Origin of the sequence: Micromonospora sonneratiae (assembly GCF_042679305.1) — a bacterium.
GTDB classification, from domain to species: domain Bacteria; phylum Actinomycetota; class Actinomycetes; order Mycobacteriales; family Micromonosporaceae; genus Micromonospora_H; species Micromonospora_H sonneratiae.
Genome location: NZ_JBHTMP010000028.1, coordinates 20,629 through 45,383, shown reverse-complemented (window position 1 = coordinate 45,383; position 24,755 = coordinate 20,629). Strand labels below are relative to the sequence as shown.

Genomic DNA, 24,755 nt, shown 5'->3' with positions numbered 1-24,755 from the left:
TTACAGCGTATGACATACAGCGTACGAGATACAGAGTACGGCGATCTACAGTAGGGACGCGACCTGTGGGGACAAGGAGGGGTTCATCGTGACGAAGCGGGCGCTTCCTCCGGTGGTGGCGCGGATGTGGGGCCGGGAAACCGCCTCCCGGCACGGTCCCCGGCCGAGCCTCGACCTCTCCCGGATCGTCGACGCCGCGATCGGGATCGCCGACAACGAGGGCCTGGAGGGCGTCCGGATGAGCAGCGTCGCCGCCCAGGTGGGCGTGGCGACCATGTCCCTGTATCGCTACGTCGGCAGCAAGGACGAGCTGCTGACCGTGATGGCCGACGCCGCCGCACCCGAGCCGCCCGCCATCGACGGGCGCCCGTGGCGCGACTACCTGACCGAGTGGACCCGGGCCAACCGTGACTTTCTCCTGGACCGGCCCTGGCTGCTACAGATCCCTCGCAACACCCCGCCGGTCGGACCCCGGGCCCTGCGCTGGCTCGACCGCGCGCTCGCCGCGCTGGCCGGCACCGGGCTCGAAGTCGCTGAGCGGATCAACATCGCGAGTGCGCTCACCGGCTACGCCAACACCCAGGCGGCCCTCGTCCACGGTATGACCGTTGGTGCCGAGGCGGGTGGGGACGGGACGATCGGCGGGCTGGCGGACTACGGCGACATCCTCGGACAGGTCCTCGACCCGGCGGACCACCCGGAACTCGCTGCCGCCGTGCACGCCCGGGCCTTCGGTGCCGCCGAGGAGTGGATCGACGACGCCGACTTCGCCTTCGGGCTCAACCTGCTCCTCGACGGCGTCCAGGCGCTCATCGCCCGGCACGGCGGCGGCGCGGCAGCTGGCTGACCATCCCGCGTCCAGCGGGTCGTGGCGTGGCGCTTCTCCTGGCCAGCCAATTGAATTCGGCGAATGGCGAGTCGAGTTGTTCCGGGTGGTCGACCAGCTGCCTGATGTCATCCGGTATAGGGCAAACGCTATTGGTGTCCCGGCCTGCGGCCGATTAGTTTGATAGACGCCAATCGATGGCGCTCATTCGGCGCCCCCCTCGCCTCCCCTGAGGAGTTCCCATGTCCAGACGACATGTCCTGCGCGTTGCTGCAGGCGTACTGGCCACGGCGTTGTCAATTGTCGGCGTGCAGTCCGTCGCCGGCACTGTCGCCTCCGCCGATCCCGTCGTCGCCGTCCGAACGGTCTACTACGACGCGAGTCGTGCCGGCGAGTTCACCACGAACTTCACCCAGGCCGCCGCGATCTGGAACAGCAGCGTCAGCAACGTACGGCTGGTGGCCGGCAGCCCGGCGAGCGTGGTCATCTACGTCGACAACGGTTGGCCCCGGGCGTACGTCCAGGGCCTCGGCCGTGGGCAGGTCTACATGGGGTGGCAGGCGGTCAACCAGGGGTACGACCGTACCCGGATCGCCACCCATGAACTCGGTCACATTCTCGGTCTGCCCGACCGGCGGACCGGGCTCTGCTCCGACCTGATGTCCGGCAGCAGCGCCCCGATCTCCTGCCGTAACGCGAACCCGAGCGCCACCGAGGCCGCCCGGGTCAACGCGCTGTTCGCCAACGGAGTCGTGCCGGCCCACCTCGCGGAGCCCGCAGCGATGAGCGGCACGACCTACGTGTGGAACAACGGCTAGCGAGCCGGATGAGCCGTGACCGGTCACGGCGGTCAGGTTCCGCCCCGGTGCCGGCAACCGGTGCCCAGCGGATCCGGGCCGCCGTGACCGGCGCGACTACCGCCGTGGCCGGCGCGACTACCGCCGTGGCCGGCGCGACTACCGCCGTGGCCGGCGCGACTACCGCCGTGGCGTACCGCCGTGACTACCGCCGTGACCGGTGTGGCCGCCGTTACTACCGGCGGCAGCGGCTCGTTGGCCTCGGCCAGAATGCGGCGATGAGCAGCAGCACCGCCATCGCCGTCGGCCCGACCCTTCTCGTCGTCCTGGCCACGCTGGCCGCCGTCGGCGCGGTCGTCGTCCGGTGGGCCGGTCTCGGGCCGGGGCGGGCGGTGCTGACCGCCGCGTTCCGGGCAACCCTGCAACTGGCCGCCGTCTCGTTGATCATCGTGGCGGTGCTCCGGGCCTGGTCGATGACGATCGCCTTCGTCGTGGTGATGTACGTCGTGGCATCGGTCACGTCCGCCCGACGGATCGGCAGTCTGCGGGCCAGCGGTCTCGTTGCCCTGCCGATTGCACTCGGTGTGGCACCCGCCCTCGCCCTGCTGATCGGCACCGGCACCGTTCCCGGCACACTTGCCCACCGCCGGCATCCTGATCGGTGGCGCGATGACAGCGGCCAGCCTGGCCGGCCGGCGGGCCCTCGACGAACTACGGCAGCGTCACGGCGAGTATGAGGCCGGTCTGGCGCTGGGCCTACGCGAGCGGGCTGCCGCGCTGGAAGTCTGTCGCCCGACCGCTGGCCACGCGCTCGTCCCGGCCCTGGACCAGACCCGCACGGTCGGACTCGTCACCCTGCCCGGTGCCTTCGTCGGCGTGCTCCTCGGCGGAGCCAGCCCGGTGCAGGCGGGCGTGACCCAACTCGTCATCCTCGTCGCACTGCTCGCCGTGGAGGCGATCGCCATCGCCGTGGTCGTGGAACTCGTCGCCCGGGGAGCCGTACGCGCCGCAGGCGCCCCGGCTCAGTTGGGTTTCGGCCCGCAGACGTAACGCGGCTCCGCGTCGTAGCGCCAGGTGAACTTCTCCCGCTTGACCTCCTTGCCGTCCTTACGGAAGATGCGCCAGGCGTCCTGGGTGAAGCCGTCGATGCCGTTGGTCGCGATGCAGGACGGGCCGGGCGTGAGATGGATCAGCTTCGGCTTGGTGATGTTCCGGCGTGGGCTCCACTCGGTGGTCACGCTGTCCCAGATCTTCGTGCTCCAGATCGACACGGTGACCGAACTGTTGGTCACGGAGGTGTCGATGACCAGGCCGTGCGGGGTGTTGTTGCGGAACTTGAAGTCCAGGTGCGGGTAGAAGATCGTCGACTCGATCACCGGTGGATACCGGCTGAACCAGAACGAGTGCGGCTTGTGCTCGACGTCCTCAAGCCCGGCGTAGTACGTGGCGTTGAACAGCGTGGTGGTGAACTGCGAGGTACCGCCGCCCACGCCGGGTACGAGTTTGCCGTCGAGGATGACGGGCGCGTCCCGGTAGCCCTGTGCGTAGTCCCGTGGTCCGGTGTGACCGTTCAGCGAGAAGGTCTCGCCGGGTTTGACGAGGGCGCCGTCCACCTCCTTGGCGATCTGCCGGATGTTCTGGCTACGGGGTGACGACATTCCCCCGGTGAAGTGGGTGGTGAAGCTGGAGACCTTCTCCTTGATTCCCAGCGCAGGTAGTTCCTCGGTGGTGATCTTCGGCTCGACGGACTTGATCGTTCCGTTGATCTCTCGCTTGTTGGAGCTGGGCAGGACCGCCAGCAGGTCCCGGCTGAGCGCCTCCGTGTCCACCTGTCGCCCGCCCGCACCGGCAACCGGTCGGAGCTTGCCCCCCTCGACCTGGTAGGTCGCATCCCGCGGATCTGTTTCGACCGTGTCGAGTTGGCGGTCGATCGCCTCGCGGAGCTTCTTCTCGTCCACCCGTGGATGGATCTTGCCGGTCTTGTCCCCGGCGAGTACGAGGCTCTTCGCGATTGCCGTACCGGGAATGGTGAACTTGCCCTTGTCTGTGGTGACCGTCACCGGCTTGGCGGTTGCCGGCTTGGCCAACTCGGCGACGAGCTGGTCCACCTCGGCGGCGGAGGTCGCCGGTTGGACGTCGACCACCGGGATGGTCACCGGCTGACCGGACAGCCAGCCCGCCCGCAGCGCCTCTGCGGACTGCGTGGGGTCCAGGCCCTTCCCGGGCTTGGGGTAGACCGGCTTCGGGGTGGTGCCGTCGAAGGTAATGCGCGGCACCGTCATCTCGGGGCTGAACTTACCGGCCACCTTACGTAGTTCCGTGTCGAGTCGTTCGGCATCCACCTTGATGACGGGATCGACGCTCCGGGACCCGAAGAGCAGGCTGACCGGATGCGCCTTCGCGTCGGCGCTGGCCGCGACGGTCGCCTCCACGTCCACGGCGAGACCGACGTCGGCCGGCTTGATCTGCGCGGTCTGGTCGCCGATCCGGACGGATACCGGGGCGTCGAGTGTCTGTGCCCGACGGGTCAGGTCGGCACGGAGCGCGTCGGTTGCCTCGGCGCGGCTCTTGCCACCCAGATCCACCCCGAGCACGCTGGTTCCCCGGGGAACCTCACCGCTGTACGCGTACGCGGCGGTTCCACCGGCTGCGGCGAGTACGACCGCGGCAACACCGCCCGCCACCAGTGCCCGACGACGGCGACGGCCCGGTGTCGCGGGGCCGTCCGGATTCGCCCCGTCCGGACCCGCTCCGGCAGCACCCGAAGCCGCTCCCCTGCGGGGGCCCGGGACCGGATCCGGCTCATCCGAGAATGAGATGGCCTTGACCTGGACCGTCGGCGCCTCGTTGGCTGGCACTTGCTTGTCGCCGTACAGACTCACAGGAAACCTCGTTCGGGGGCTACACCGGCATCGGATGATCATCCGCCGCGCCGGCACGACACTGGATGACTACGGTAGCCAAAGATCGGGCGTAGCCGAATACGAGTCCCGGGCCACCATGATCAGTGTGCAGAACCAGATCATCGCGTCGTTCGAATGGTGGAGCAGTCGTACGGCCCGCCACCTGGCGTCTTAACTGAGTGTAATTGAATGACGTCGGTTGACCTGTGCGACTCAAACCCGGGTCCAGGTTTCCAACGATCGTCCCAGCCGGTTTCGCGGCTTCTGCCAGCGGCATATTTCCGCTGCTCATAACTGCGGGGGCTCTTCCGGGACCGAGGGCGGACCCAGGTTCAACTACACAGAGGACACCCGTTGTCCGGTCAGCAGGCAACTCCGTATCCCGCCGGGTAACCCCAGGGAGTCAGTCACCATGGGTAGTCAATCCGCGTCCGATGCCGCCACCAGCGGTGAAGAAGAAAGGTGGGGCCCACGTCGTCATCGGGATTCTGCTGATGCGTTCGGGATATTGCCGCTTCTCCGTGGCGGGGTGGTGATCCTCAAGGCGTTCGTGAACGCTCGACAGCCGATGGTGAATCCGAAGTTCGGGGCGACGGCAACCATCGTGACCCACCCCGCCTCCGTACCAGCCCCGGAACATGGAATCGTGGGACGCGTGTCGCTAGCGGAGCAGATGCTGACGTACGGGGGTGGCTGGCTCGACCGGTCCAGTGGATTGCGTACGGACCCGGACTGGATCTCGTCGACCCTGGCTGGTCCGACCGCTCGGGTGATCCTGCTGTGGCGGGACCAGTGCCTGGTGTCAGGAGAGCCGTCGACCCCGCTCCGGTTGCCGGGCACCGAGGCAATCGAGGTGATCGGCGCAGCCGACGAACTGGTGTACCTGGGCTCGGACGGGGGCGATGACGTGTTCGCCGCCGACCTGTCGACCCTGACCATGGACCGGGCGGTGGAACTGGCCGGTGCCGACGGGGTCCGGGACGTACGCGCCCTGGTCGGGACGCTCACCCCGACCGAGGCGGCCGTCCAGGCACACGCCCGGGGTCTTCTCTACTGGCACAGACACCAGCGTTTCTGCGGCAGCTGCGGTGCCCCGACCGAGAGTCGTAACGGCGGGCATCTACGTGCCTGTTCGAGTACGGAGTGCGCCCGGCTGCTCTTCCCACGTATCGAGCCGGCCGTCATCGTCCTCGTCGAGGCTCCCGGCACCCCGAACCGCTGCCTGCTGGCCCGACACCGGGGGGCACCCGAAGGGGCGTACTCGACCCTGGCCGGGTTTCTGGAGATCGGGGAGAGTCTGGAAGACGCGGTACGCCGTGAGGTCGCCGAAGAGGCGGGCGTACGACTGACGACCGTGACGTACCAGAATTCGCAGGCCTGGCCCTTTCCGGCGGGCCTGATGGTCGGGTTCCGGGCCGTTGCCGCCGACGAGGGGATTTGCGTCGACGAGGACGAACTGGTGGAGGCGCGCTGGTTTACCAGGAGTGAGCTACGGGAACGGACGGCTGCCGGCCACCGGCTCGGTCGGCCGGACTCCATCGATCACTACCTGCTCCGGACCTGGCTGGCCGAGGAGGACTGAGCCGGCTGGCTCGCGACGCCGTCAGCTCAGTAACGATCAGGTCCGTACGCGGGCCCAGGCCAGAAAGCGTTCGTGCAAATTGTCCGGTACGGCATGTTCGTTTAGCTGGCCAAGCTGTTCGGCGGCCTCGGCCATGAGGACGCCCAGGTAGATCAGTAGGGCCGTGCGGTTGTGGCGGTACTCGACCAGCAGAGCCAATCGCGCTGGCTGCCAGGGCCACGCGGCACCGCAATTCCGACACAGCCACAGCGGGCGCATCGCGACATGAGGTATCACCCGTCGGACCGTCAACGCAGCCTCAGTGCGATCGCGCGAGCCTCGTTGTGCTGGACCTGGCCGTCGACGGCCACTGGCCGGGTTTCGTGACTACTCGTCGGGTGTCGCGTAACTGTTGTTGTTTCCGCCGCCGATGCCGGGGGCGAGGAGGTCTGCTGGCTGTCGAGTTGGGCGCACAGGCGGGGCAAGCCGTTGCGACATCGGCGGTCAGGATTCGCGCGAGGCGGCCGACCGCTACGGGATCGAACTCAGGGCAGGCTGCTGGCATCGGCGTGCGTCGTCTCGGGAGGTTCCTTGTCCAGGGCGATGTCCATCCGCGAGAGCGCCCGCCAGGTGCCGGGGTAGACCGGGGTGAAAGGCGGGAGCGTGGACGAGGCAACTCGACAGCCTCTACGGCGGCCTCCCCCTGACCGCCGGGAACCGGCCAGATTTCGGAAGTACTCGTCTAGGAGGTACCTGTGATTGAGGTGGCGCTTCGGCCGATCAACGACTCCGACCTCGATGCGTTGTTCGAGCAGCGACGCGATCCCGAGTCGGTACGGATGGCCGCCTTCACGGCCGACGATCCTGACGACCGCACCGCGTTCGATGCCCACATGGCGAAGGTCAGGATGTCGCCTGGGGTCACCAATCGTGCGATCACGGCTGATGGACGCCTCGTCGGCAGCATCGCCAGCTTCGTCATTGAGGGCGACACCGAGGTCACGTACTGGATCGACAGGGCCTCCTGGGGGCAGGGCATCGCCAGCCGAGCGCTCGCCCTGCTCCTCGAGACGATTTCCGTCCGGCCTCTGTTCGCTCGGGCCGCCAGCGACAATGTGGGATCGCTCAAGGTGCTGCGAAGAGCAGGGTTCGCCGTCATCGGCACCGAGATCTCGTTCGCCAACGGCCGGAAGACGGAGATCGAGGAGACGATCCTGCGCCTCGACGAGCCCGCGACGACCACACCATCCGAGATGGCGAGGAGAGAGATTCAGACGTACTGATCTCGGCAAAGAGCTGTCAGTGGGACATCTGGGCCTGGGAGTCGGATGATCGTCGGGTCAGCCAGGCGAGCAGCACGACGGTCACCGCCGCCATCGCCAGCGAACTGCCCAGGATGCCGGCGAAGGTATGCGGCGCTACCAGCGTCGCGATGATGACCAGCCCGCCCGTGGCCAACCACAGTGGACCGGCGGGCCGTCGCGCTCCGGCCGCGACACGGGCGTTGACCAGCACGAACACGAGTGCGTAGAGGGCGCCGGTCGCGGCGAAGAACGGGGCGTAACCGCCCAGGTGGACGTAGTCGGCACCGCCGGCGAGCTGGAACGCGAACCCTCCGGCCAGTGCCGATGCGACAACGAGTACGACGCCACAGGCGGCGGTGACCGCCAGCGCCACGGACCGGGTCCGCCGGTCTCCGTTCGCCAGTCTGGGCAGGGCGAGTACGGTGACCACCTGCGGCGCCCAGAGCGCGCCCTTGGTGAGAACCGTCCCTACGGCGTACGCCCCGGACCCGGCGACCGGCAGTAACTGGCGGGCCAGGATCAGGTCGGCGTACGACACGGTCAGCATGGCCAGGGTCGCGCTGCTGGCGGTGAGTACCTCCCGGGCCCGTAGCGCCGGACCGGGGCTGGTCACCGGGCCAGCAGCATCGATCGGGGCAGCCGCTGTCGGCTCGGTGGCGGACGGCGTTCGCTCGGCGGCGGCTGGCGTCGGCGCGGCCAGCCAGGCGAGGACGGGTAGGAAGAGACAGCCGACCACGACACCGGCCAGCAGCGACCGGAGCAGCCCGGCCCCCAGGAGCAGGCCGACGATGACGCCGCCGTACCGGCCGACGGCGAGGACCGCCATGCCGGCCGCCAGCCGCAGGAAACGCTGGTCGCCCTGGAGCTCACCGAGCCATCGGCCGGAAAGTACGACCGCCACGGTCATCGCCGTCAACAGTGCCGCCAGTTCGACGGTCAGTTGCAGGAACGCCATCAGCAGCGGGGACAGCACGACCAGGACGCCGCCGGTGAGCGCAGCGGTCGTCACCGCGACCCGGGCCGCCGGAACGTGGCCGTGCCGGGCCCGGCGTACCGCGATGGCGATCTGGAGTCCCAGGCCGGGTACCCCGGCGATGCCGGTAAGCGCCAGCACCGTGGCCAGTGCGCTCAGATCGGCGGCGGTGAGGTGCCGGGCACCGAGCATCGGCACCAGGTATGCCAGACCGTTGGTCAGCATCGCCGCGACCGTGACCGCTGCACCGGCGATGCCCAGCCGACCGGTGCTGGTGCGGTTCCCGGGGCTGCTCCGGGTGTGCTGTGTCATGCCGCTCCATGTCGGTTGCCGGCTCGGGGGACGCGGGCGGGCACGTAGAGTGTCGCCACTGTTCGTACCGCTTCGATCAGCGTAGTGAGGAGGCCGGTGATGCGGGACCGCCGGTCGCTCTACGTGACTGCGACGTTGGCGACGCTGGTGATTCTCGCTCCACTGGCCGCCCCGGGCTATGCGCTCGGATACGACATGGTGTTCGTGCCGCGCCAGCCGCTTCGATGGGATCTGATCGTTCCGACGGACTCGTTGCCCCGCGCCGTGCCGTTGGACGCGGTCGTCTCGGTTGCCACCCAACTGATACCGGGATGGCTGTTTCAGCGGATGGTGCTCGCGGCTGCCATCTTCCTGGCCGTGGTCGGTGCCGGTCGGCTGGTTCCGGCCGAGCACCGGACGGCTCGGCTGGTCGCGGGACTGGGCTACGCCTGGACGCCGTACCTGGCCGAGCGACTGCTGATCGGACACTGGGGACTGCTCCTGGCGTACGCCGGTCTGCCCTGGCTGGTTGCGGCGTCGATCGGGGTACGGCAGCAGCGCCCAGGTGCGCTGCCCCGGCTCCTGGTTGCCGCCGCGCCCGCTGCGATCACACCCACCGGTGGCCTTCTTGTGCTGGCCAGCACCGTCGTCCTGGTGGCGGGTCGAAAGTTCAACCGGACGGGGTGGCTGGCCATCGCCGGTGTTGCCGTGCTCAACGGCCCCTGGTTGGCTGCGGCCCTGGTGACGACCGCTGACGGTCGCAGCGACCTGACCGGGGTGGCGGCCTTTGCCGCGCGGGCACAGAACTGGAGCGGTTCGACAGGCGCGCTCCTGGCGACCGGTGGTATCTGGAACGCCGAGACCACGTTGCCGAGCCGGGCGTCGGCCTTCGCGCCGTTGGCGACCGGGATTCTGCTGACGCTGGCGGTGATCGGCTTTACCGTCCTGCGTCGGCGCTGGTCATCCGGTACGGCCACCCGGCTGCTGGTGCTGGCCGGTGGTGGATTCGCCGTCTCGGCACTCGGGGTGGTCCCCGGCGCGGCCCACCTGTTGGAGTGGACAGTGGCCAACGTGCCCGGTGGGGGCCTGTTCCGGGACGGTACGAAGTTTCTGCTTCCGTACACGTTGCTGCTGGTCGTCTGTGCCGCGCTCGGGGCGGAACGGCTGGCTGACGCTCTTGCCCGCCGGCGGTACCGCGCTGCCGCGCCTGCCGTGCTCGTCACCGCCCTGCTGCTGCCCGTGATCGTCATGCCGGATCTTGCCTTCGGCGGTGCCGGCCGGATCTCCCCGGTTCGCTACCCGGCCGACTGGCATGCGGTGGCCCGGGAAATCAACGAGCGGCCCGGCCCGGTGCTGTCCCTGCCGATGAGCGCCTACCGGAGATACGACTGGAATGCCGGCCGGACGGTCCTCGATCCGCTGCCCCGGTTCGTGGACGCCGAAGTGGTCATCGACGACACTCTGGTCGTCGGCAGTCTCGTGGTGGCCGGTGAGAATCGTCAGGCTGCCGCGGTCCGTGATCTGATCGCCCGAGGAGCACCGGTATCGCTGACCGGTGCCCGGTGGGTCGTCGTCCAGCACCGGGTCGGACCCGAGCCCGGTTCCGCCGTGCTCGACGGGCTACGACTGGTCCGGTCCGGTGAGCATCTGACCCTCTACGAGAACCCTTCGGCCGCGCGGTCGTCACCGCCGCCTCCGCTGCGGAGTTCCCTGGTCGTCGTCGCCGGAATGCTGGCGTTGACAGTGACGGTCCTCGCTGTCGTCGGCCTTCGTCGAACCGCTACTGCGTGGTAACGTGCCGCCACGCGTCAGTTGAGGAGGACATGAGATGCGCAAAGCTATTCCGCTGCTCCTCGCCGGAGTGGTCGCGGCCGCCATCGGCCTGATCGGTTCGGCTGCCCTGGCCGAAACCCTGACCGTCAGCCCGCAGGATGCGGTCAAGAAGGTGAGCCCGGCCTCGGCTGAGACGGGTGGTTCCACCGACACCGGTACCCAGCAGTACCCACAGACCTACGGCAACAGGTAGGGCTTCAACACCGTTGGCGCGGGAGCAGTAGCAGCCCTCTCCACCAGGGCTGCAAACTGCTCGCCGGCGACGGGCCAGGTGAATCTGGCGGTGTAGACGCGGGCGGCCTCGCCCATTTCCTCCCGGCGGGCCGGATCTGCCAGGAGTGTCCGTACCTTGTCGGTGAAGTCGTCCTCGGTTACGGCCAGCAGGCCGGTGACGCCGTCGCTCAGGGCTTCGGCGACCCCGCCCGCGCCGTGGAAAGCCACTGTCGGCGTACCAGCCGCCCCGGCCTCCACGATCGTCAGTCCCCAGCCCTCCTTCAACGAGGGGGTCAGCGCCACCCAGGACTCGCTGAGCAGTGTCTGTTTTTGCTGCTCGGTGACGAAGCCGGCAAACCGCACTCGGTCGGTGATGGCCAACTCTGCGGCAAGCGTTCGCAGATGTGGCTCCCACCAGCCCTGTCCTGCGACGACCAGCGTCAGCCCGGGGAAGGTGTCGGCCAGTGCGGCGACGGTCCGGATCGCCACATCCACCCGCTTGTGTGGAACCAGGCGGCCCAGCATCACCAACGATGGCTGCGGTGTCCTGGTTGCCGGTGGCTCGGTAGGTCGGGAAGTGCCGTTGTGGACAATGCTGATCCGATTGGCTGCTACGCCCAGTTCCACCAGCTCGTCCCGGGTTGCCGCTGAAACGGTCACGTACTGGCAGCTCCGGTAGAGCCGGATGGCGAGCTTCGACTCGACCCACCAACCGAACCGGGCGGCATACGGGCCGAGCACGATCGGCCACTGCTCGCGATGGATGTGATGCACCAGGGCGATGACGGGACGACGGGCATACAGGCGGGAGAGGAAGGGCAACCCGTTGCAGACATCGACGATCACGTCGGGGCGGCCGAGCCGACGGCGGGCGAGCTGGCCGAATCCGAAGAAGCCCGCGAGGTACGTCAGGGCGGCGCGGAGGTACACGGTGTGCCGCCCGCCCCGACGGAGGATCCGTACGCCGTCACCGGTGACCTCGTTGGCGGGACCCGCCACATGGGCGGCGCAGAGGAGGGTCACGAGATGGCCCCGGCGAACCAGTTCGCCGGCCACTCGCTCCACGTAGACCTCTGAGCCTCCACCCTCGGGGTTCCGTGTGTCCCGCCAGTTGAGAAAAAGTACGTGTCTGGATTGGGCAGCGCGATAGTCCACGTCTACTCCTACTCGCGAGTAGTCTTCGCGATCTGCGTCACACTATGGGGTCGCCGAGTGACATCGCAATGGCAGAACGGAGACGAGATGCGGCAGGAACGCGCTACATCGCAACCGCCGGCGGGTTCCGTGGCCGCATCGAAGCCGGTCATGCGGTTGCGCGTCGCGGCCGTCTGCGTCCTCCTCACTGCCCTGGCCTTTCTCCAGGACCCGGGAATGGTCGCCCTCGACACCAAGGTCGACCTGGTCGTGAACCCGGCCGGCTGGCTGGCCCGGGCGCTGCACATCTGGGACCCGGCCGGAACGTTCGGACAACTCCAGAACCAGGCGTACGGCTACCTGTGGCCGATGGGGCCGTTCTTCCTCGTCGGCAGTTGGCTCGGGATACCCGGCTGGGTGGTCCAACGTCTCTGGTGGGCGCTACTGATGTCGGTGGCCTTCACCGGCGTGGTCCGGTTGGCCGATCGGCTCAACATCGGCACACCGGTGGCGCGGCTGGTTGCCGGTGCCGCCTTCGCCCTCTCCCCGCGGATCCTCACCGAACTCGGTCCGGTGTCGGTCGAGGCCTGGCCGAGTGCGATCGCGCCATGGGTGCTGGTGCCACTGATCGGGCTGGCCAAGGGCGAGCCACTGCGCCGGGCGGTGACCCGGTCGGCCCTCGTCGTCGCCTGCGCCGGCGGGGTGAACGCCACAGCCGTGCTCGCCGTCGTGCCATTGGCCGGGCTGTGGCTGCTCGGGCTGCGACCGGCGGGACTACGGGCCAGGGCGCTGCTCGCCTGGTGCCTGGCGGTGGCCGCAGCCACCGTCTGGTGGGTGGCGCCGCTGCTGCTCCTCGGCCGTTACAGCCCACCGTTCCTGGAGTACATCGAAACGGCGGAGGTGACGACCGCACCGACCGACCTGGTCACCATCCTTCGCGGCGCCTCACACTGGCATGCGTACCTGACCGGTGCGCACGGTCCGGCCTGGCCGGCCGGATGGCAGTTGGCGACCGGGACACTTCTCGTCGTCGCCACCCTGGCGGTCGCGGCCCTGGGCCTGGTCGGCCTGTCCCGGCCCGGGATGCCACACCGGCGGTTTCTGATCACTGGCCTGCTGGTCGGCATCGCGCTGGTGGGCTTCGGCCACGTCGGTCCGGTCAGCGGCTTCCTCGCCGAACTTCAACAGGACTTCCTGGACGGTGCCGGCGCACCACTGCGGAACGTGCACAAGTTCGACGTCGTACTGCGGCTTCCACTCATCCTGGGGCTGGCGCATCTGATCGGGGTCCTCGGCCGCGCCGCCAGCGTCGCCGGTGCCCGCCGTACCGCAGCTGACCCGGGCGCGGTGCCGCAGCCGGCACCACCGGCCCGGCGGCGCTCCATCGCCGTCACCATGTCGGCAATTGCCGCCGTCCTCGCGATCGCCAGTCCCGCGCTCACCGGCGGGCTGACCACACCGGGCAGCTACTTCAACGTCCCGGACTACTGGCGGGCTGCGGCAACCTGGCTCGACCAGCACCTCGACCAGGAGCACGTGCTGGTCGTACCCGCAGCCAGGTTTCCGCGCTACCTCTGGGGAAGCCCCAGCGACGAGATCACCCAACCGCTGCTGGAGAGCCGGTGGGGCGTACGCAGTTCCATCCCCCTGACCCCGCCGATGACGATCCGGCTGCTCGACGTCATCGAATCGACGCTGGCCGACGGCAACGGCTCCAGAGGGTTGGCCGACCTGCTGGCCCGCTCCGGCATCAGGTACCTGCTGGTCCGTTCCGACCTCGACTACGGACGGTCCGGGGCGGCCCAGCCGGTACGGGTCCAGCAGGCACTCGCCCGATCGCCGGGCATCCGGCCGGTGACCGGCTTCGGTCCCACCGTCGGCGGCGGCCACCTACCCGGGAATTTCGTCGATCGAGGTCTCGACGTGCCGGTACGCACCCTCCAGGTGTACGAGGTGAACCGATCGGTCGATCCGGTGGTGGCGTACGACGCGGATGCCGTCACGACCGTGGTCGGTGGCCCCGAGTCCCTGCTCAACATGGCGGCCACCGGGCAGCTCACGGCCGCACCCACCGTGCTTGCCGGCGACCGGCCGGACAGGCTGGTCGCCGGCCCGGTGGCGGTCACCGACGGGTTGCGCCGACGCGAGGTGTCGTTCGGCCGGTCGCAGGACAACCGCTCGGCCACCCTCACCGCCACCGAGCCGTGGCGGTTGGCCGCCCCGGCCCACGACTACCTACCCGACTGGGGTGCGGACCAGACCACGGTGGTCGACTATCACGGCATCCGGTCGGTGACCGCGTCGAGTTCGTTCGCCGAGGCACTGCCGTTGAGCGGGGGACGTCCGGCCCACCAGCCCTATGCCGCACTCGACGGCGATCCCGAAACGTCATGGCGGTCCGCGCCGGGCACGGTCGCCACCGACCAGTGGTTCGAGGTGGAACTGGAGACGCCACAGGTGGTCTCCGCCGTCCGGCTGACCTTCGACCTCGGCGCGGACTCGGCACCCACCAGGGTCACCGTGAGCACCGGCCGGGAAGGTGTCACCGCAGCGGTGTCCGGCGACACCGTGGTCGTCTCCCTTCCCGGTGGTCACGCCGTACGTTGGCTCACCGTGACGATCGACAGCGTGCTCGACATGCGGATCGGGCACGGTGGCGTCGGTATCAGGGAACTGGAGATCCCGGGCGTCAGGGCCGAACGCACCCTGACGATGCCGGCTGCGCCGGTCGCCAGCGAACCCGCGTCCATGGTGTTCGCCGCCGCTCCCAGCGTTGCCTCCTGCTTCTTCCACGAGGGCCGACCCATCTGCGCCGACCACCTGAGCCGGGCCTCCGAGGACGGCGACCGGATCGACCGCACCGTACGGCTGGGTGCCGCCAGCGCGTACCTGCCCCGGGTGTGGGCGCGACCGCGTCCCGGCCCGGCACTGAACGCGCTGCTCGACGCGGGTGGGAGGCTGGCCGTGACCTTGACGAGAGCGCCGGCCGTGACCGCTTCCAGTGCGGATGTGCCCGACCCGGCCGCCCGGCCCGGTGCCGTCGTCGATGGTGACCCGGCCACCTCCTGGTACGCCGCAGACGACGACCAGCGCCCATGGCTCCGGTTGACCTGGCCGTCGCCACGGGAGGTGACCGGAGTCCGGCTCACCCTCGACCACCGGGTGGCGGCGGCCCGTCCCTGGCGGGTCGAGGTCATCGGCGACAGCGGCGTACGTGGTGGGGTGCTGAGTCCCGACGGCACGTTGATGTTCGAGAAGCCACTACGGACCGACGACCTCACGGTGCTGATCGCCGACCGGGAGCCGGCCCGGTCGCACGACCCGTACGACAACCGGTCGTCGACGTTGCCCGTCGCGGTCGGCGAACTGACCGCCCTGCCCGAGGCCCCGGTCATCCGGGCCGATCCCGCGAAGGTGGTCACGCTGCCCTGCGGTAGTGGACCGACCATCGACGTCGCCGGGGTACGGCGCAGCACGTCACTGGTGGCCAGCCGACAGGATCTGCTGGAACTGCGGGATGTCGAGGCGGTGCCCTGCGGTGCCGACCGGAACGATCCGGTCCTGCTGCCGGCGGACGAATTCCGCCTGGTGGTGACAGCCAGTCGGCTGGCCGTGCCGACCGAGGTCGGGCTGACCCCGGACGCGACGGCCGGCCCGGGAACCGGGGGCGGACCGACCAGGCCCCTCTCCGCCCGCAGCCTCGTACGCGTCGACGACTGGTCGGCCACCGTTCGCCGGCTGGACCTGCCGTACCACCCGGTGGACCGGGTGCTGGCCCTACGGGAGAACGCCAACAGGGGTTGGCAGGCGACAGCGGGTGGGATCACCCTTACGCCGATCACACTGGACGGCTGGCAACAGGGCTGGATCGTGCCGGCCGGCGTTACCGGTGAGGTGGTGCTCCGCTTCACGCCCGACGGTGCGTACCGGACGGCGTTGACCGGGGGCGCCGGAGTGCTGGCGGTGGTCGTGCTGTTGGCGGTGCTGCCGTCCCGTCATGGTGGTAAGGCGCCCCCACCACCGGTACGGGGAGGATCCCGACGTCGGCGAGGCCTGGTGCTGCCCGCAGCGGTCGGCGGGGTGGCACTGCTGTCGGTGGGCGGCACCGCAGCGGTCGGCCTGGCGCTGCTCGGGGCGGTCGTGCTCCTCGGCTACCAACTCCTGCCGCCGATGCTGGTCGAGCGTCATCGGCTCGACCGACTCGCTCGACCAGCATCGCTGTGGCTTCCGGTGGCCTGTTTCGGACTGGCCGGGTGGGCAGCTCTGGACAGCCTCGACGGCTACCCGTCGACAGTGGCTCAGTTGGCCGCGCTGGGTACCGCCACCGCGCTCTGGTTCTCGACCTTCGTACCCGGCCTTCGACTTGATCGACTCCGGGCCAACCGTTGAAAGGGACGCTCGACCGCGTAGTAGCTGATGGTGCCGAGGGTCAGCCCACCGGCGGCGGTGGCCAGAAACGTGGTGGTCAGGTCACCGGTGAACGGCTGCCGCCCGCCGAGGGCGTAGATGGACTCCAGCACCAGAGGGTGCCAGAGGAACAATCCGTAGGACATGGTGCCGAGCCAGCGGGCGACCCCGGTGGATGAGACGGACTTGGCCGGCGTGGGTGGGCCGAAGGCGAGTGGCAGCAGCACCATCAGCGCGATGACCAGGTAGAGCACGAGTTTGACGGCGAACTCCCCGGCGGTGGGCTCGGCGAGGTCACGGGGGCCGGCGACCGGTGTGGTGGCGGTCGCGAGGAGCCCGACGGCAATCGCCCAGCAGGTTAGTGGCGCGGCCCCCAACTCGTCGAGGATCCGCCAACGGGGTGGCGCGCTGTTGGTCCGGATGGCGACGTGGGCCACCGCCAGGACCATGCCGCCGGCGAACCAGCCGCCGTAGGCGGGCAGCCACATCGTGTGCAGGCCCATGTCGAGTTGACCGAGTGCCATCGCGGTGAGCCAGCCGGCGGTGACGAGCAGGCCGGTGGCGACGATGGCGGCAGCCCGGCGGGGCCGCCAGCGGCGGCCGAGCGCCAGGAACGCCAGCAGCGGCAGCAACACGTAGAAGGCCACCTCGGTGGCGAGGCTCCAGGTCTGGCTCAGCCCGAGGCGCAGCTTTGCGGGTTGGTAGATCTGGGTGAGGGTGAGGTGCCGGAGCCAGTCGAGGGCGGAAGCCGACCTGTTCTGCGGGAGCACCGTTAGGCAGACGACCACCGTCAGCCAGTACGCCGGCAGGATGCGGAGTGCTCGGCGCCAGAGATAGCTGCGGACGCCGATCCGGCGGGTGCCGGTGGCGATGGCGTGTGCATAGGGGCGGAACAGGAGGAACCCGGACAGGACAAAGAAGAGGGCGACACCGACGTCGAGTCGGGCCAGCCAGCCGCCCCAGGTGGCGTTCATGGTGGCACCGGTGGCGAACCCGACGTGGTGGCCCACGACCGCCAGCGCCCCGACCACCCGGAGTACGTCGAGGGCGGGCAGGCGCTGTGGACCGTCGGGCGTGGACATCAAATCTGTCATCAGCCGTCCAGGGGGTCGCGGTCGATGTGACTCGGTAGTAACCTGCCGCCAATGGTAGGCATCGGGCCGCCCTCTCGATACCGGCCAACTGCATTGTTGGGAGGATCAGTGAAGTCTCGCCTGGGTGTTCTGTTGTTCGGTATCGGCGTTTTGTTCCTGGCCGCAGCTGTTGGGCTGGCCTTCTTCGTCGCGCCAGCCGTCACCAAACTGCCGTACGATCTGACGGCCTGTGAGCCTGGAGGAAATCAGCCGAAGAACCGGGAGGGCTGCCTGAAGGCATCGGTGGCCGAAGCCAAGGATGCAACCTTCCTGCAGATCAAGGAGAACTCGGAGATCCGGCGTGGTGACCTGCGCTCGACCACGGAGGTCGTGCCCAATGTGAGATTGACCGCCGACAAACTGCCGAAGAACCTGCAGGGCGAGGCGGTAGTTTGGGACGTCTATGGCACGGTCCAGTGGACCAACGAGGCCTCGACGCCGGTGATCAGTCAGTACAGCACCGAACTCGCCCTGGACCGGGTCTCGGCAGCCGCCGCCAACTGGGACGGCCAGTGGCTCCAGGAATCGGATGTTCCCTCGAAGGTCACCTACGAGGGGCAGACCTACAAGTTCCCGTTCCGAACCGAGAAGAAGGACTACAAGTACTTCGATCGCGATCTCCGACGGGCGCTGCCAATTCGGTACAAAGGCACCGAGAAAATCAAGGGTGTCGAAGCGTACCGTTTCGAGCAGGTGATACCGGAGGAAGCACTCAACCTCGGTCCGGATCGAATCAGCGTACTGGTGAACGCGTTTGCCAAGGGGGCCACCACCGGTAAGGTCACCTACCGCAACACCCGGACGGTCTGGGTCGAACCGGTCAGCGGAAACTACGTGAAGGTGCGGGAGCAGCAGCACAAGGAATTCGTTCCCGACGTGGGACCGACGACCGTTCTACTCGATGCGGACTTCGTCTACACCGACGACACCATTACCAACAGTGTCAAGAAGGCGAAGGAGACCCGGACCCAGCTTCAGCTGGTGGGCCTGTACGGGCCGCTCGGTCTCGGTGTCCTCGGCATAGTGGCCCTGGTCGTCGGGCTGCTCTTCGTCATCCGCAACGGGGGAGGCGGGACGAGCCCACGGCATGCCAGCGGCAAGGTGGACGCGGCGGAATCCGGTACCGGCTCGGCGTCCAGCGACGCTACGACCCTGGTGGACCTGCCAGCTTCGCCCACCGAGAAGACCGTCCCGGATCAACGGCGTGGTGCAGCTGGGGCCGAAGGTCCGGCCAAATGAGCGACAGCTTGAACACCGCCCACTGAGCGGTGCATCCGGATGAAACTCGCTGAGTGACACCGGGAACGAGACCGATGACACCGGAAACGAGACCGATGACACCGGAAACGGGATTGGTGGCACCGGGAACGTAAACAGTGGCACCGGAAACGGAACCGGGGTGGTTCCCGGCCAGACGATGCTGGCCGGGACCACCCCGGGTTTGTCCGGGACGCCGGTCAGAGCCGGGCCAGGGCGGCCCGCAGCGGGTCGAGTCCCAGCGAGCCGAGGTTGAGCGCCTGACGGTGGAACTCCTTCAGGTCGAAGCTGGCCCCCTTGCGAGCCTTGGCGTCCTCGCGGGCCTGTAGCCAGATCCGCTCGCCCACCTTGTAGGCGGGAGCCTGACCCGGCCAGCCCAGGTAGCGGTTCAGCTCGAAGCGCAGGTTCTCGTCCGGCACCCGGCAGTGCGCCCGCATGAACTCCCAGCCGAGCTCCGGCGTCCAACGCTCGCCGGGGTGGAAACCGAACGGGTTGTCCTTCGGGATCTCCAGCTCCAGGTGCATGCCGATGTCGACGATGACCCGGGCAGCCCGCATCGCCTGTGCGTCGAGCATGCCGAGCCGGTCGCCCGGGTCCTCCAGGTAGCCCAGTTCCTCCATCAGCCGCTCGGAGTAGAGCGCCCAGCCCTCGCCGTGCCCGGAGCACCAGCAGAGCAGCCGCTGCCAGCGGTTGAGCAGGTCCGCCCGGACCGCCGTCTGGGCCACCTGTAGGTGATGCCCGGGCACCCCCTCGTGGTAGACCGTGGTGACCTCGCGCCAGGTGGAGAACTCGGTGATGCCCTGCGGCACCGCCCACCACATCCGGCCCGGCCGGGAGAAGTCCTCGCTCGGTCCGGTGTAGTAGATGGCCCCGTCGCTGGTCGGCGCGAGGCAGCACTCGATGCGGCGTACCTGCTCCGGGATGTCGAAGTGGGTGCCGTGCAGCTCGCTGATCGCCTTGTCCGCCAGCATCTGCATCCAGTCGCGGAACGCCTCCTTGCCCTGGATGTTGCGGGCCGGATCGGCGTCCAGTGCGGCGACGGCTTCGTCGATGCTGGCCCCGGGGGCGACGATCCGCGCGGCCACCGCGCGCATCTCACTCTCCAGTCGGGCCAGCTCCTCGAACCCCCAGGCGTACGTCTCGTCCAGGTCGATCTTCGCGCCGAGGAAGTACTGCGAGGCGAGTTGGTAGCGTTCGCGCCCGGCGGCCTGCTTCTCCCGGCCGAGCGGGGCGAGTTCCTCACGCAGGAACTGGCCGAACTGCGCTGTTGCCGCGGTGGCGGCAGCGGCACCACGGCGCAGGTCGGCGGCCAGCGAGCCCGTTGCCTCCAACCGGTCGACCAGGCCATGGAAGAAGTTGTCGCCGTTCGGGTCGGTCCAGATGTCACACTGCTTGGCGACTTCGACCATCTGCGTCCGGGCACTCGCGTGTCCCTGCTGAGCGGCGGTCCGCAGGGTCGTGCGCAGGCTGTCGAGAGCACCGGCGAACTGGTTGAGCCGGGCGGAGATGTTGCTGACCGCCTCCTCACCCTCGGTCGGCATCAGGTCGAAGACCTGGCGGATGTCGTGCAGACCGCTGGCGATCACGTTGATCTCGCTGGTCGTCTCACCACTGTCGTACCGGGCGAGTTCCAGCCCCAGCCGTTCCTGCATCGCCTCCTTGGCGGTCCGCTCGGCTTCGGTCTCCGGCTCGGTGACGTCAAGCTTGGCGAGGGTACGCCGGGTCAGCTCGGCCTGTGCCGCGTAACCGGCCGGCGACAGGTCACCGAGTTGGTCGTCGTAGCCACTGATGCCGGCATAGGTGGCGCCGGTCGGATTGAGCGGCGCCCAGTCGGCGACGTAGTGGTTCGCGAGGTCATCGATTTGTCCCACCCCACGACCCTACGTGATGGACGGTTCGCGCTGCACCGCAGCGGGTTGCGGCAGGTCGGTATTCGACCATGTTGGCGTTGTGTGATGTACCACTTAGAACGCGGCGGCCGATAACCGCGCGACTCCGAGCCTGCCGCTACGGCAGAGTGTCAGGGGTGACTACCGGTAGCACCCATGACAAGGCCAGCCTACGCAGCTGGTTACCCGGTTTCCTGATCCTCGCCCTGATCTGGGGATCCAGCTTCCTGTTCATCAAGGTCGGCGTCCAGGAACTCCATCCGCTCTACGTCACCCTTGCCCGGGTGGCCACCGGATCACTCACCCTGCTCCTGGTGCTGGCCGTGCTGCGGGACCGGCTGCCCCGCGACCCGAAGCTGTGGCTGCATCTCGCCGTGGCGGCGGCCATCGGCATCGCCGTCCCGTACACCCTCTTCGGCTACGGCGAGCAGCGGGTGTCGTCCGTACTGGCCGGGATCTGGAACGCGACCACGCCCCTGGTCGTACTGCCGCTGGCGGTGCTGGTCTTCCGTACCGAGCGGATGAACGTACGCCGTGCCGTCGGCATGACCCTCGGCTTCGCCGGGGTGCTGGTCGTGCTCGGCGTGTGGCAGGGCGTGGGCGGTGCCCAGTTCACCGGACAACTCTTCTGTTTCGCGGCGGCGGCGTGCTACGGCCTGGTCATCCCGTACCTGAAACGGTTCGTCGCGGACCGGCCCGAGTCCGGCCTCGCCCTGTCGGCGGGCCAGTTGCTGATGGCAACCGCGCAGTTGGCGATCGTCGCGCCGCTGGTCGCCGGGGCCCCACCCGCGCCGACCAGCCTGTCGCCCAAGGTCGTCGGCTGCGTCCTGACCCTCGGGGTGCTCGGCACCGGACTGGCCTACGTCCTCAACATGCGCAACATCCGGATTGTCGGTGCCAGCACCGCGTCGACGGTGACCTACGTGATGCCGGTGGTCGCGGTGGTGATCGGGATCGTGCTGCTCGACGAGCACATCGCCTGGTACCAGCCGGTCGGCGCGCTGATCGTGCTCACCGGGGTGGCGATCTCCCAGGGACTCTTCGCCCGGGCTGCGCAGCCGCGCCGCCCGACGCCCGAGGAACCGGTCCCCGCCGCCACGGCGAGCCGGGGAACGGTCGTCGTCGTCGGCGGCGGCGAGGCAGAGCGGGGTACGGCGTAGGCGCGCCTACCGGGTGTGGCCGTCGGTCCAGTCCAGTAGTTGGTCGGCCGACCACGTGTTGACCACCCGGTCGGGTTCCACCCCGCACAACGCTGCCCGTTGGCAGCCGAAACGTTGCCAGTCGAGCTGCCCGGGTGCGTGTGCGTCGGTGTTGATCGCGAACCGGCAACCGGCCTCCAGCGCCACCCGGATCAGCCGCTTCGGTGGATCCTGTCGCTCCGGCCGGGAGTTGATCTCGACCGCCTTATCGTACTCGGCGCAGGCGGCGAACACCGCGTCGGCGTCGAAGTCGCTCGGCGGCCGGGTACGGGCGCGGTGCCCCCGGTCGCCCGGTCCGGTGACCCCGACCGGTCGAGCCGACACCATCCGTCCGGTGCAGTGGCCGAGGATGTCCAGGTGCGGGTTCGCGACCGCGGTCAGCATCCGCCGGGTCATCCGGGCGCTGTCGTCCCGCAGCCCGCTGTGCACCGAGCCGACGACCACGTCCAGCCGGGCCAGGAGTTCGTCGTCCTGGTCGAGTGACCCGTCGGCGAGGATGTCGACCTCGATGCCGGTCAGGATGCGGAAGCCGTCGGGGAGTGCGTCGTTGACGGCGGCGATGTGGTCGAGTTGGCGGCGTAGCCGGGCGGCGGTCAGGCCCCGGGCCACCGTCAGCCGGGGGGAGTGGTCGGTCACCACGAGGTACTCGTGGCCCAGTTCGACCGAGGCCAGCGCCATCTCCTCGATCGGGGAACCCCCGTCGGACCAGTCGGAATGGGTGTGGCAGTCGCCGCGCAGCGCCGTACGGAGATCGGTGGCGGCGGCATCCAGGTCGGTGCCCTCGGTGGCTTCGAGCCGCCGCAGGTAGACCGGCTCCTCCCCGTTCAGCGACTCGGTGACCGCGCGTGCGGTGACCTCGCCGACGCCGGAGAGTTCGGTGAGGGTGCCGGCCCTCGCGCGGCTGGCGAGTTCGTCAGCGGACAGACCGGCCAGTGTCTTCGCCGCGGATCGGAAGGCCCGGACCCGGTACGTCGCCTCGTTGGCCCGTTCCAGCAGAAAGGCGATCCGGCGAAGATCTGCGATCGCGTCCCGGGCGGCCATGGGGTGACAGTAGCTGTCCGGTGCCGATTCCGCTCAGGATCAACACGCACGGTCAGCTGGATCCGTCCGGCCTGCTCGTCCGCGCGCGGAAGTCGAAATCAGGGGGCCTTTCCCTGCGCAACTGTCCAAAATGGCTGGCCGTACGAGGAGACTTCGTCTTCGTCGGCGGTCCGGTCAAGATCGGCAAAGGAAGCCTGCTGGCGAAGAACAGCCGGATGCCGCTGCTCAGGGTGCTCGACTTGATCGAATAGCGGGTGCCGGCCGGCGAAAATCGGATACCGGACGGCGAAGATCGGGTGCCAGCCGGCGAGTATCGGGTGCCGGACGGTGAATGGCGGGCACCCGATGCGGTGGCGGGTACGCTGCGACGAAGGGTGTACCCGCCAGTGAAGGAGCGACGGGCGATGGCGCAGCAGCCGGCGTTCCAGCCGCGACCGGACATGCAGATCCGGCCGAACTGGCCCGGGGGACGCGTTCCGTCCGGGCTCTTCCCGTCCCGGCCGGGCGCACTTCCGTATGCCGTGTTCCCGGCCGGTCCGCAGCGTCCGCAATATCGGGAACCGCATCCCGTACGCGGTGGTGCCCTGGCGTCCGGCGCCGGGGCGACGGCGGCCTGGCTGCTGTTCTTCGGGTTGCTCGGCACCGACCTCGGCAGTTACGCACGGTGGACCCTGTTCGCCGGTGTCGTGGCCTGGCTCGTCTCGTTGGCGTTGGTCCGGTGGGGCGACCGGGGCGTTGCTGCGGGGATCGCGATGGTCACCTCGGCAGGCTGGAGCATCGCCACCGTGGCGGTCGCGGTCGGCTGGTCGGCCAGCGGAAACTGGCCACTGTGGTGACCTGCGACTTTGTCCGCTCTTGCCCTGTCGGTGCCCTCTCGTCCGGTCGGTACGACCGGATGGTGCAAGCCGGGCCGATGTCGTACCGCCCTGAGGCTTGACGAACTCTCCGTGACTCGGCACCCTCGGGTTCATGGCCTGGATAGAGCAGCGGCCCGACGCCGAACGCAGCCGCCGTCGGTTACAGCTCCTAGCCGAGTTGGCCGGAGCCAAGGCGCTACGGGAGCGTGAGCGTCCGCTGCGACACCGCGCTGACCGACTGCGCGAGCTGATCGACTCCCGGCGTCGCCTGGCCGGGTAACTTCCGGGCAGCCGCCCGGACACCGGGTGTTCCGGGCAGCAGCGGTCCGGCGATGCCTGCGACACAGAGCGTAATCATGCCTGTTTGGCATTTGACCTGGTCAGCGGCGATTCTTCGATTCCCTCAGGCTCCTTCGGGGAGTTGACCGACCAGTCCCCGACACGACCGGTTACCGTCACGCGTAATAAACAAGTCAGCGGTGGTGTGCCGCAGGGTAATTGGGGGGACCGTGTCCTACTTCGCTGGGGCCGCGGTACGCGGTGCGGACGGCTGGACGGCTGCCGAGCTCGACCTGGGCGGGGCCGTCGACCTGGACGACGTGGCCGAGCGGATGCGTGACGTCGACCCGGACGCCGACGTCTCACTCCTCTTCGTCGAGGCCGACGACATCTATCTGACGATCCTGCGCCTGGACGAGGGCGAGAACCTGCGCGTCTTCAGCTGTGACTCGGCGTTTGCCGACGAGTCCCGACTCGGCGCACTGCTGGTCGGTGATCTTCAGCCTTCGGTTCTGGATGCCGACGGGGCGTCCGGCTCATCCAGTTCGTCGTCCGAAGACTCCGATGATTCCGACGAGTCGGATGACGACGACGAGGAGGACGAGGAGCCGGCGGCCGACCCGGACGCAGACCCGATCGGTGATGCCGACCTGCTGACCGATTTCGGGATCTCGCCTCAGCGGCTGTTGGCGCTCTGCGCCCACGAGGGCATGATGCCGGCCGACGTGACAGCCGAGGTGTGCCAGATCATCGGCTGCGGCGACGAGGTCGAGGAACTGCGCGAGGCGTGACCGAAGCGGCTGGTTCCGGGTTTGGTCCGAGTGATGCCGGGTGGGTTGGCCGACGTCTACGCCACGA

22 protein-coding genes are annotated in these 24,755 nt (G+C 68.9%); 15 read left to right on the top strand and 7 right to left on the bottom strand.

The features are described 5' to 3' along the window. The first annotated feature begins 88 nt into the window (after nucleotides 1-88). The 4 genes from ACFQ4H_RS18890 (at nucleotide 89) to ACFQ4H_RS18875 (ending at nucleotide 2,673) form a co-directional block, all read left to right on the top strand. Complete coding sequence (locus tag ACFQ4H_RS18890; protein ID WP_377572308.1) at nucleotides 89-847, top strand: TetR/AcrR family transcriptional regulator; 759 nt, start codon at nucleotides 89-91, stop codon at nucleotides 845-847. Nucleotides 848-1,068: 221 nt separating this feature from the next. Further along, nucleotides 1,069-1,644 carry a snapalysin family zinc-dependent metalloprotease gene (locus ACFQ4H_RS18885; protein WP_377572307.1) on the top strand — a complete coding sequence of 192 codons (576 nt, stop codon included), beginning with the start codon at nucleotides 1,069-1,071 and terminating at the stop codon, nucleotides 1,642-1,644. A gap of 47 nt (nucleotides 1,645-1,691) precedes the next feature. Further along, the gene (locus ACFQ4H_RS18880; protein WP_377572306.1) at nucleotides 1,692-2,360 is read left to right on the top strand and encodes an ABC transporter permease; all 669 of its coding nucleotides are present in this window, start codon (nucleotides 1,692-1,694) and stop codon (nucleotides 2,358-2,360) included. Then, nucleotides 2,293-2,673 carry an ABC transporter permease gene (locus ACFQ4H_RS18875; protein ID WP_377572305.1) on the top strand — a complete coding sequence of 127 codons (381 nt, stop codon included), beginning with the start codon at nucleotides 2,293-2,295 and terminating at the stop codon, nucleotides 2,671-2,673. Before ACFQ4H_RS18880 ends, ACFQ4H_RS18875 begins: the two co-directional genes overlap by 68 nt. Here the strand turns inward: ACFQ4H_RS18875 and ACFQ4H_RS18870 are convergent. Beyond that, a complete protein-coding gene (locus ACFQ4H_RS18870; protein ID WP_377572304.1) occupies nucleotides 2,646-4,547 on the bottom strand; it encodes a VanW family protein in 1,902 nt (633 codons plus the stop codon). The genes ACFQ4H_RS18875 and ACFQ4H_RS18870 overlap by 28 nt on opposite strands. Before the next feature lie 652 nt (nucleotides 4,548-5,199). On the opposite strand from ACFQ4H_RS18870, the gene nudC reads away from it, so the two are divergent. Beyond that, nucleotides 5,200-6,108 carry an NAD(+) diphosphatase gene (nudC, locus tag ACFQ4H_RS18865; protein ID WP_377572350.1) on the top strand — a complete coding sequence of 303 codons (909 nt, stop codon included), beginning with the start codon at nucleotides 5,200-5,202 and terminating at the stop codon, nucleotides 6,106-6,108. Nucleotides 6,109-6,144: 36 nt separating this feature from the next. Here the strand turns inward: nudC and ACFQ4H_RS18860 are convergent, their stop codons facing one another. Further along, nucleotides 6,145-6,306, bottom strand: coding sequence for a hypothetical protein (locus tag ACFQ4H_RS18860; protein ID WP_377572303.1), 162 nt, complete (start codon nucleotides 6,304-6,306; stop codon nucleotides 6,145-6,147). A 536-nt stretch (nucleotides 6,307-6,842) separates the two neighbouring features. On the opposite strand from ACFQ4H_RS18860, the gene ACFQ4H_RS18855 reads away from it, so the two are divergent. After that, on the top strand, nucleotides 6,843-7,370 hold the full coding sequence (locus ACFQ4H_RS18855; protein ID WP_377572302.1) for a GNAT family N-acetyltransferase: 528 nt from the start codon (nucleotides 6,843-6,845) through the stop codon (nucleotides 7,368-7,370). A 16-nt stretch (nucleotides 7,371-7,386) separates the two neighbouring features. Here ACFQ4H_RS18855 and ACFQ4H_RS18850 read toward each other — a convergent pair whose 3' ends face one another. Beyond that, nucleotides 7,387-8,676 (bottom strand): polysaccharide biosynthesis protein, encoded by a 1,290-nt coding sequence (locus ACFQ4H_RS18850; protein WP_377572301.1) that lies wholly within the window; start codon nucleotides 8,674-8,676, stop codon nucleotides 7,387-7,389. Nucleotides 8,677-8,775: 99 nt separating this feature from the next. Between ACFQ4H_RS18850 and ACFQ4H_RS18845 the strand changes: the two genes are divergently transcribed. Both ACFQ4H_RS18845 and ACFQ4H_RS18840 read left to right on the top strand, forming a co-directional pair. Continuing rightward, a complete protein-coding gene (locus tag ACFQ4H_RS18845; protein WP_377572300.1) occupies nucleotides 8,776-10,449 on the top strand; it encodes a hypothetical protein in 1,674 nt (557 codons plus the stop codon). Nucleotides 10,450-10,483: 34 nt separating this feature from the next. Continuing rightward, nucleotides 10,484-10,681 (top strand): hypothetical protein, encoded by a 198-nt coding sequence (locus tag ACFQ4H_RS18840; RefSeq protein WP_377572299.1) that lies wholly within the window; start codon nucleotides 10,484-10,486, stop codon nucleotides 10,679-10,681. Here ACFQ4H_RS18840 and ACFQ4H_RS18835 read toward each other — a convergent pair. Next, nucleotides 10,666-11,856 (bottom strand): glycosyltransferase family 4 protein, encoded by a 1,191-nt coding sequence (locus ACFQ4H_RS18835; protein ID WP_377572298.1) that lies wholly within the window; start codon nucleotides 11,854-11,856, stop codon nucleotides 10,666-10,668. The genes ACFQ4H_RS18840 and ACFQ4H_RS18835 overlap by 16 nt on opposite strands. Nucleotides 11,857-12,006: 150 nt before the next feature. Between ACFQ4H_RS18835 and ACFQ4H_RS18830 the strand changes: the two genes are divergently transcribed. Next, nucleotides 12,007-16,224 carry an alpha-(1->3)-arabinofuranosyltransferase domain-containing protein gene (locus tag ACFQ4H_RS18830; protein WP_377572297.1) on the top strand — a complete coding sequence of 1,406 codons (4,218 nt, stop codon included), beginning with the start codon at nucleotides 12,007-12,009 and terminating at the stop codon, nucleotides 16,222-16,224. On the opposite strand, the gene ACFQ4H_RS18825 is transcribed toward ACFQ4H_RS18830, so the two are convergent. Next, on the bottom strand, nucleotides 16,134-17,336 hold the full coding sequence (locus ACFQ4H_RS18825) for an acyltransferase family protein (RefSeq protein WP_377572296.1): 1,203 nt from the start codon (nucleotides 17,334-17,336) through the stop codon (nucleotides 16,134-16,136). The two genes, ACFQ4H_RS18830 and ACFQ4H_RS18825, sit on opposite strands and share 91 nt — an antisense overlap. Before the next feature lie 108 nt (nucleotides 17,337-17,444). On the opposite strand from ACFQ4H_RS18825, the gene ACFQ4H_RS18820 reads away from it, so the two are divergent. After that, nucleotides 17,445-18,614, top strand: coding sequence for a PorA family protein (locus ACFQ4H_RS18820; protein ID WP_377572295.1), 1,170 nt, complete (start codon nucleotides 17,445-17,447; stop codon nucleotides 18,612-18,614). Between the two features lie 218 nt (nucleotides 18,615-18,832). Here the strand turns inward: ACFQ4H_RS18820 and ACFQ4H_RS18815 are convergent, their stop codons facing one another. Next, entirely contained in the window at nucleotides 18,833-20,503 is a 1,671-nt protein-coding gene (locus ACFQ4H_RS18815; RefSeq protein ID WP_377572294.1) for a DUF885 domain-containing protein, read from the bottom strand. A 155-nt stretch (nucleotides 20,504-20,658) separates the two neighbouring features. Between ACFQ4H_RS18815 and ACFQ4H_RS18810 the strand changes: the two genes are divergently transcribed. Continuing rightward, a complete protein-coding gene (locus ACFQ4H_RS18810) occupies nucleotides 20,659-21,681 on the top strand; it encodes a DMT family transporter (protein ID WP_377572293.1) in 1,023 nt (340 codons plus the stop codon). Nucleotides 21,682-21,687: 6 nt separating this feature from the next. On the opposite strand, the gene ACFQ4H_RS18805 is transcribed toward ACFQ4H_RS18810, so the two are convergent. Then, nucleotides 21,688-22,761, bottom strand: coding sequence for a PHP domain-containing protein (locus ACFQ4H_RS18805; protein ID WP_377572292.1), 1,074 nt, complete (start codon nucleotides 22,759-22,761; stop codon nucleotides 21,688-21,690). A gap of 20 nt (nucleotides 22,762-22,781) precedes the next feature. Here ACFQ4H_RS18805 and ACFQ4H_RS18800 point away from each other — a divergent pair, with 20 nt between their 5' ends. The 4 genes from ACFQ4H_RS18800 (at nucleotide 22,782) to ACFQ4H_RS18785 (ending at nucleotide 24,688) form a co-directional block, all read left to right on the top strand. Beyond that, nucleotides 22,782-23,012 carry a hypothetical protein gene (locus tag ACFQ4H_RS18800; RefSeq protein WP_377572291.1) on the top strand — a complete coding sequence of 77 codons (231 nt, stop codon included), beginning with the start codon at nucleotides 22,782-22,784 and terminating at the stop codon, nucleotides 23,010-23,012. A gap of 189 nt (nucleotides 23,013-23,201) precedes the next feature. After that, nucleotides 23,202-23,597 carry a hypothetical protein gene (locus ACFQ4H_RS18795; protein ID WP_377572349.1) on the top strand — a complete coding sequence of 132 codons (396 nt, stop codon included), beginning with the start codon at nucleotides 23,202-23,204 and terminating at the stop codon, nucleotides 23,595-23,597. Between the two features lie 133 nt (nucleotides 23,598-23,730). Next, entirely contained in the window at nucleotides 23,731-23,898 is a 168-nt protein-coding gene (locus tag ACFQ4H_RS18790) for a hypothetical protein (protein ID WP_377572290.1), read from the top strand. Between the two features lie 229 nt (nucleotides 23,899-24,127). Beyond that, nucleotides 24,128-24,688: a tRNA adenosine deaminase-associated protein gene (locus tag ACFQ4H_RS18785; protein ID WP_377572289.1), complete on the top strand. Its 561-nt coding sequence runs from the start codon at nucleotides 24,128-24,130 to the stop codon at nucleotides 24,686-24,688. Nucleotides 24,689-24,755 lie beyond the last annotated feature (67 nt).

Coding starts and splice junctions, on each gene's coding strand:
- ACFQ4H_RS18885 (WP_377572307.1), top strand. CDS start 1,069: ATGTCCAGACGACATGTCCTGCGCGTTGCTGCAGGCGTACTGGCCACG.
- ACFQ4H_RS18875 (WP_377572305.1), top strand. CDS start 2,293: ATGACAGCGGCCAGCCTGGCCGGCCGGCGGGCCCTCGACGAACTACGG.
- ACFQ4H_RS18870 (WP_377572304.1), bottom strand. CDS start 4,547: ATGATCATCCGATGCCGGTGTAGCCCCCGAACGAGGTTTCCTGTGAGT.
- nudC (WP_377572350.1), top strand. CDS start 5,200: ATGCTGACGTACGGGGGTGGCTGGCTCGACCGGTCCAGTGGATTGCGT.
- ACFQ4H_RS18850 (WP_377572301.1), bottom strand. CDS start 8,676: ATGACACAGCACACCCGGAGCAGCCCCGGGAACCGCACCAGCACCGGT.
- ACFQ4H_RS18845 (WP_377572300.1), top strand. CDS start 8,776: ATGCGGGACCGCCGGTCGCTCTACGTGACTGCGACGTTGGCGACGCTG.
- ACFQ4H_RS18840 (WP_377572299.1), top strand. CDS start 10,484: ATGCGCAAAGCTATTCCGCTGCTCCTCGCCGGAGTGGTCGCGGCCGCC.
- ACFQ4H_RS18830 (WP_377572297.1), top strand. CDS start 12,007: ATGCGGTTGCGCGTCGCGGCCGTCTGCGTCCTCCTCACTGCCCTGGCC.
- ACFQ4H_RS18825 (WP_377572296.1), bottom strand. CDS start 17,336: ATGACAGATTTGATGTCCACGCCCGACGGTCCACAGCGCCTGCCCGCC.
- ACFQ4H_RS18805 (WP_377572292.1), bottom strand. CDS start 22,761: ATGGCCGCCCGGGACGCGATCGCAGATCTTCGCCGGATCGCCTTTCTG.
- ACFQ4H_RS18795 (WP_377572349.1), top strand. CDS start 23,202: ATGCAGATCCGGCCGAACTGGCCCGGGGGACGCGTTCCGTCCGGGCTC.
- ACFQ4H_RS18790 (WP_377572290.1), top strand. CDS start 23,731: ATGGCCTGGATAGAGCAGCGGCCCGACGCCGAACGCAGCCGCCGTCGG.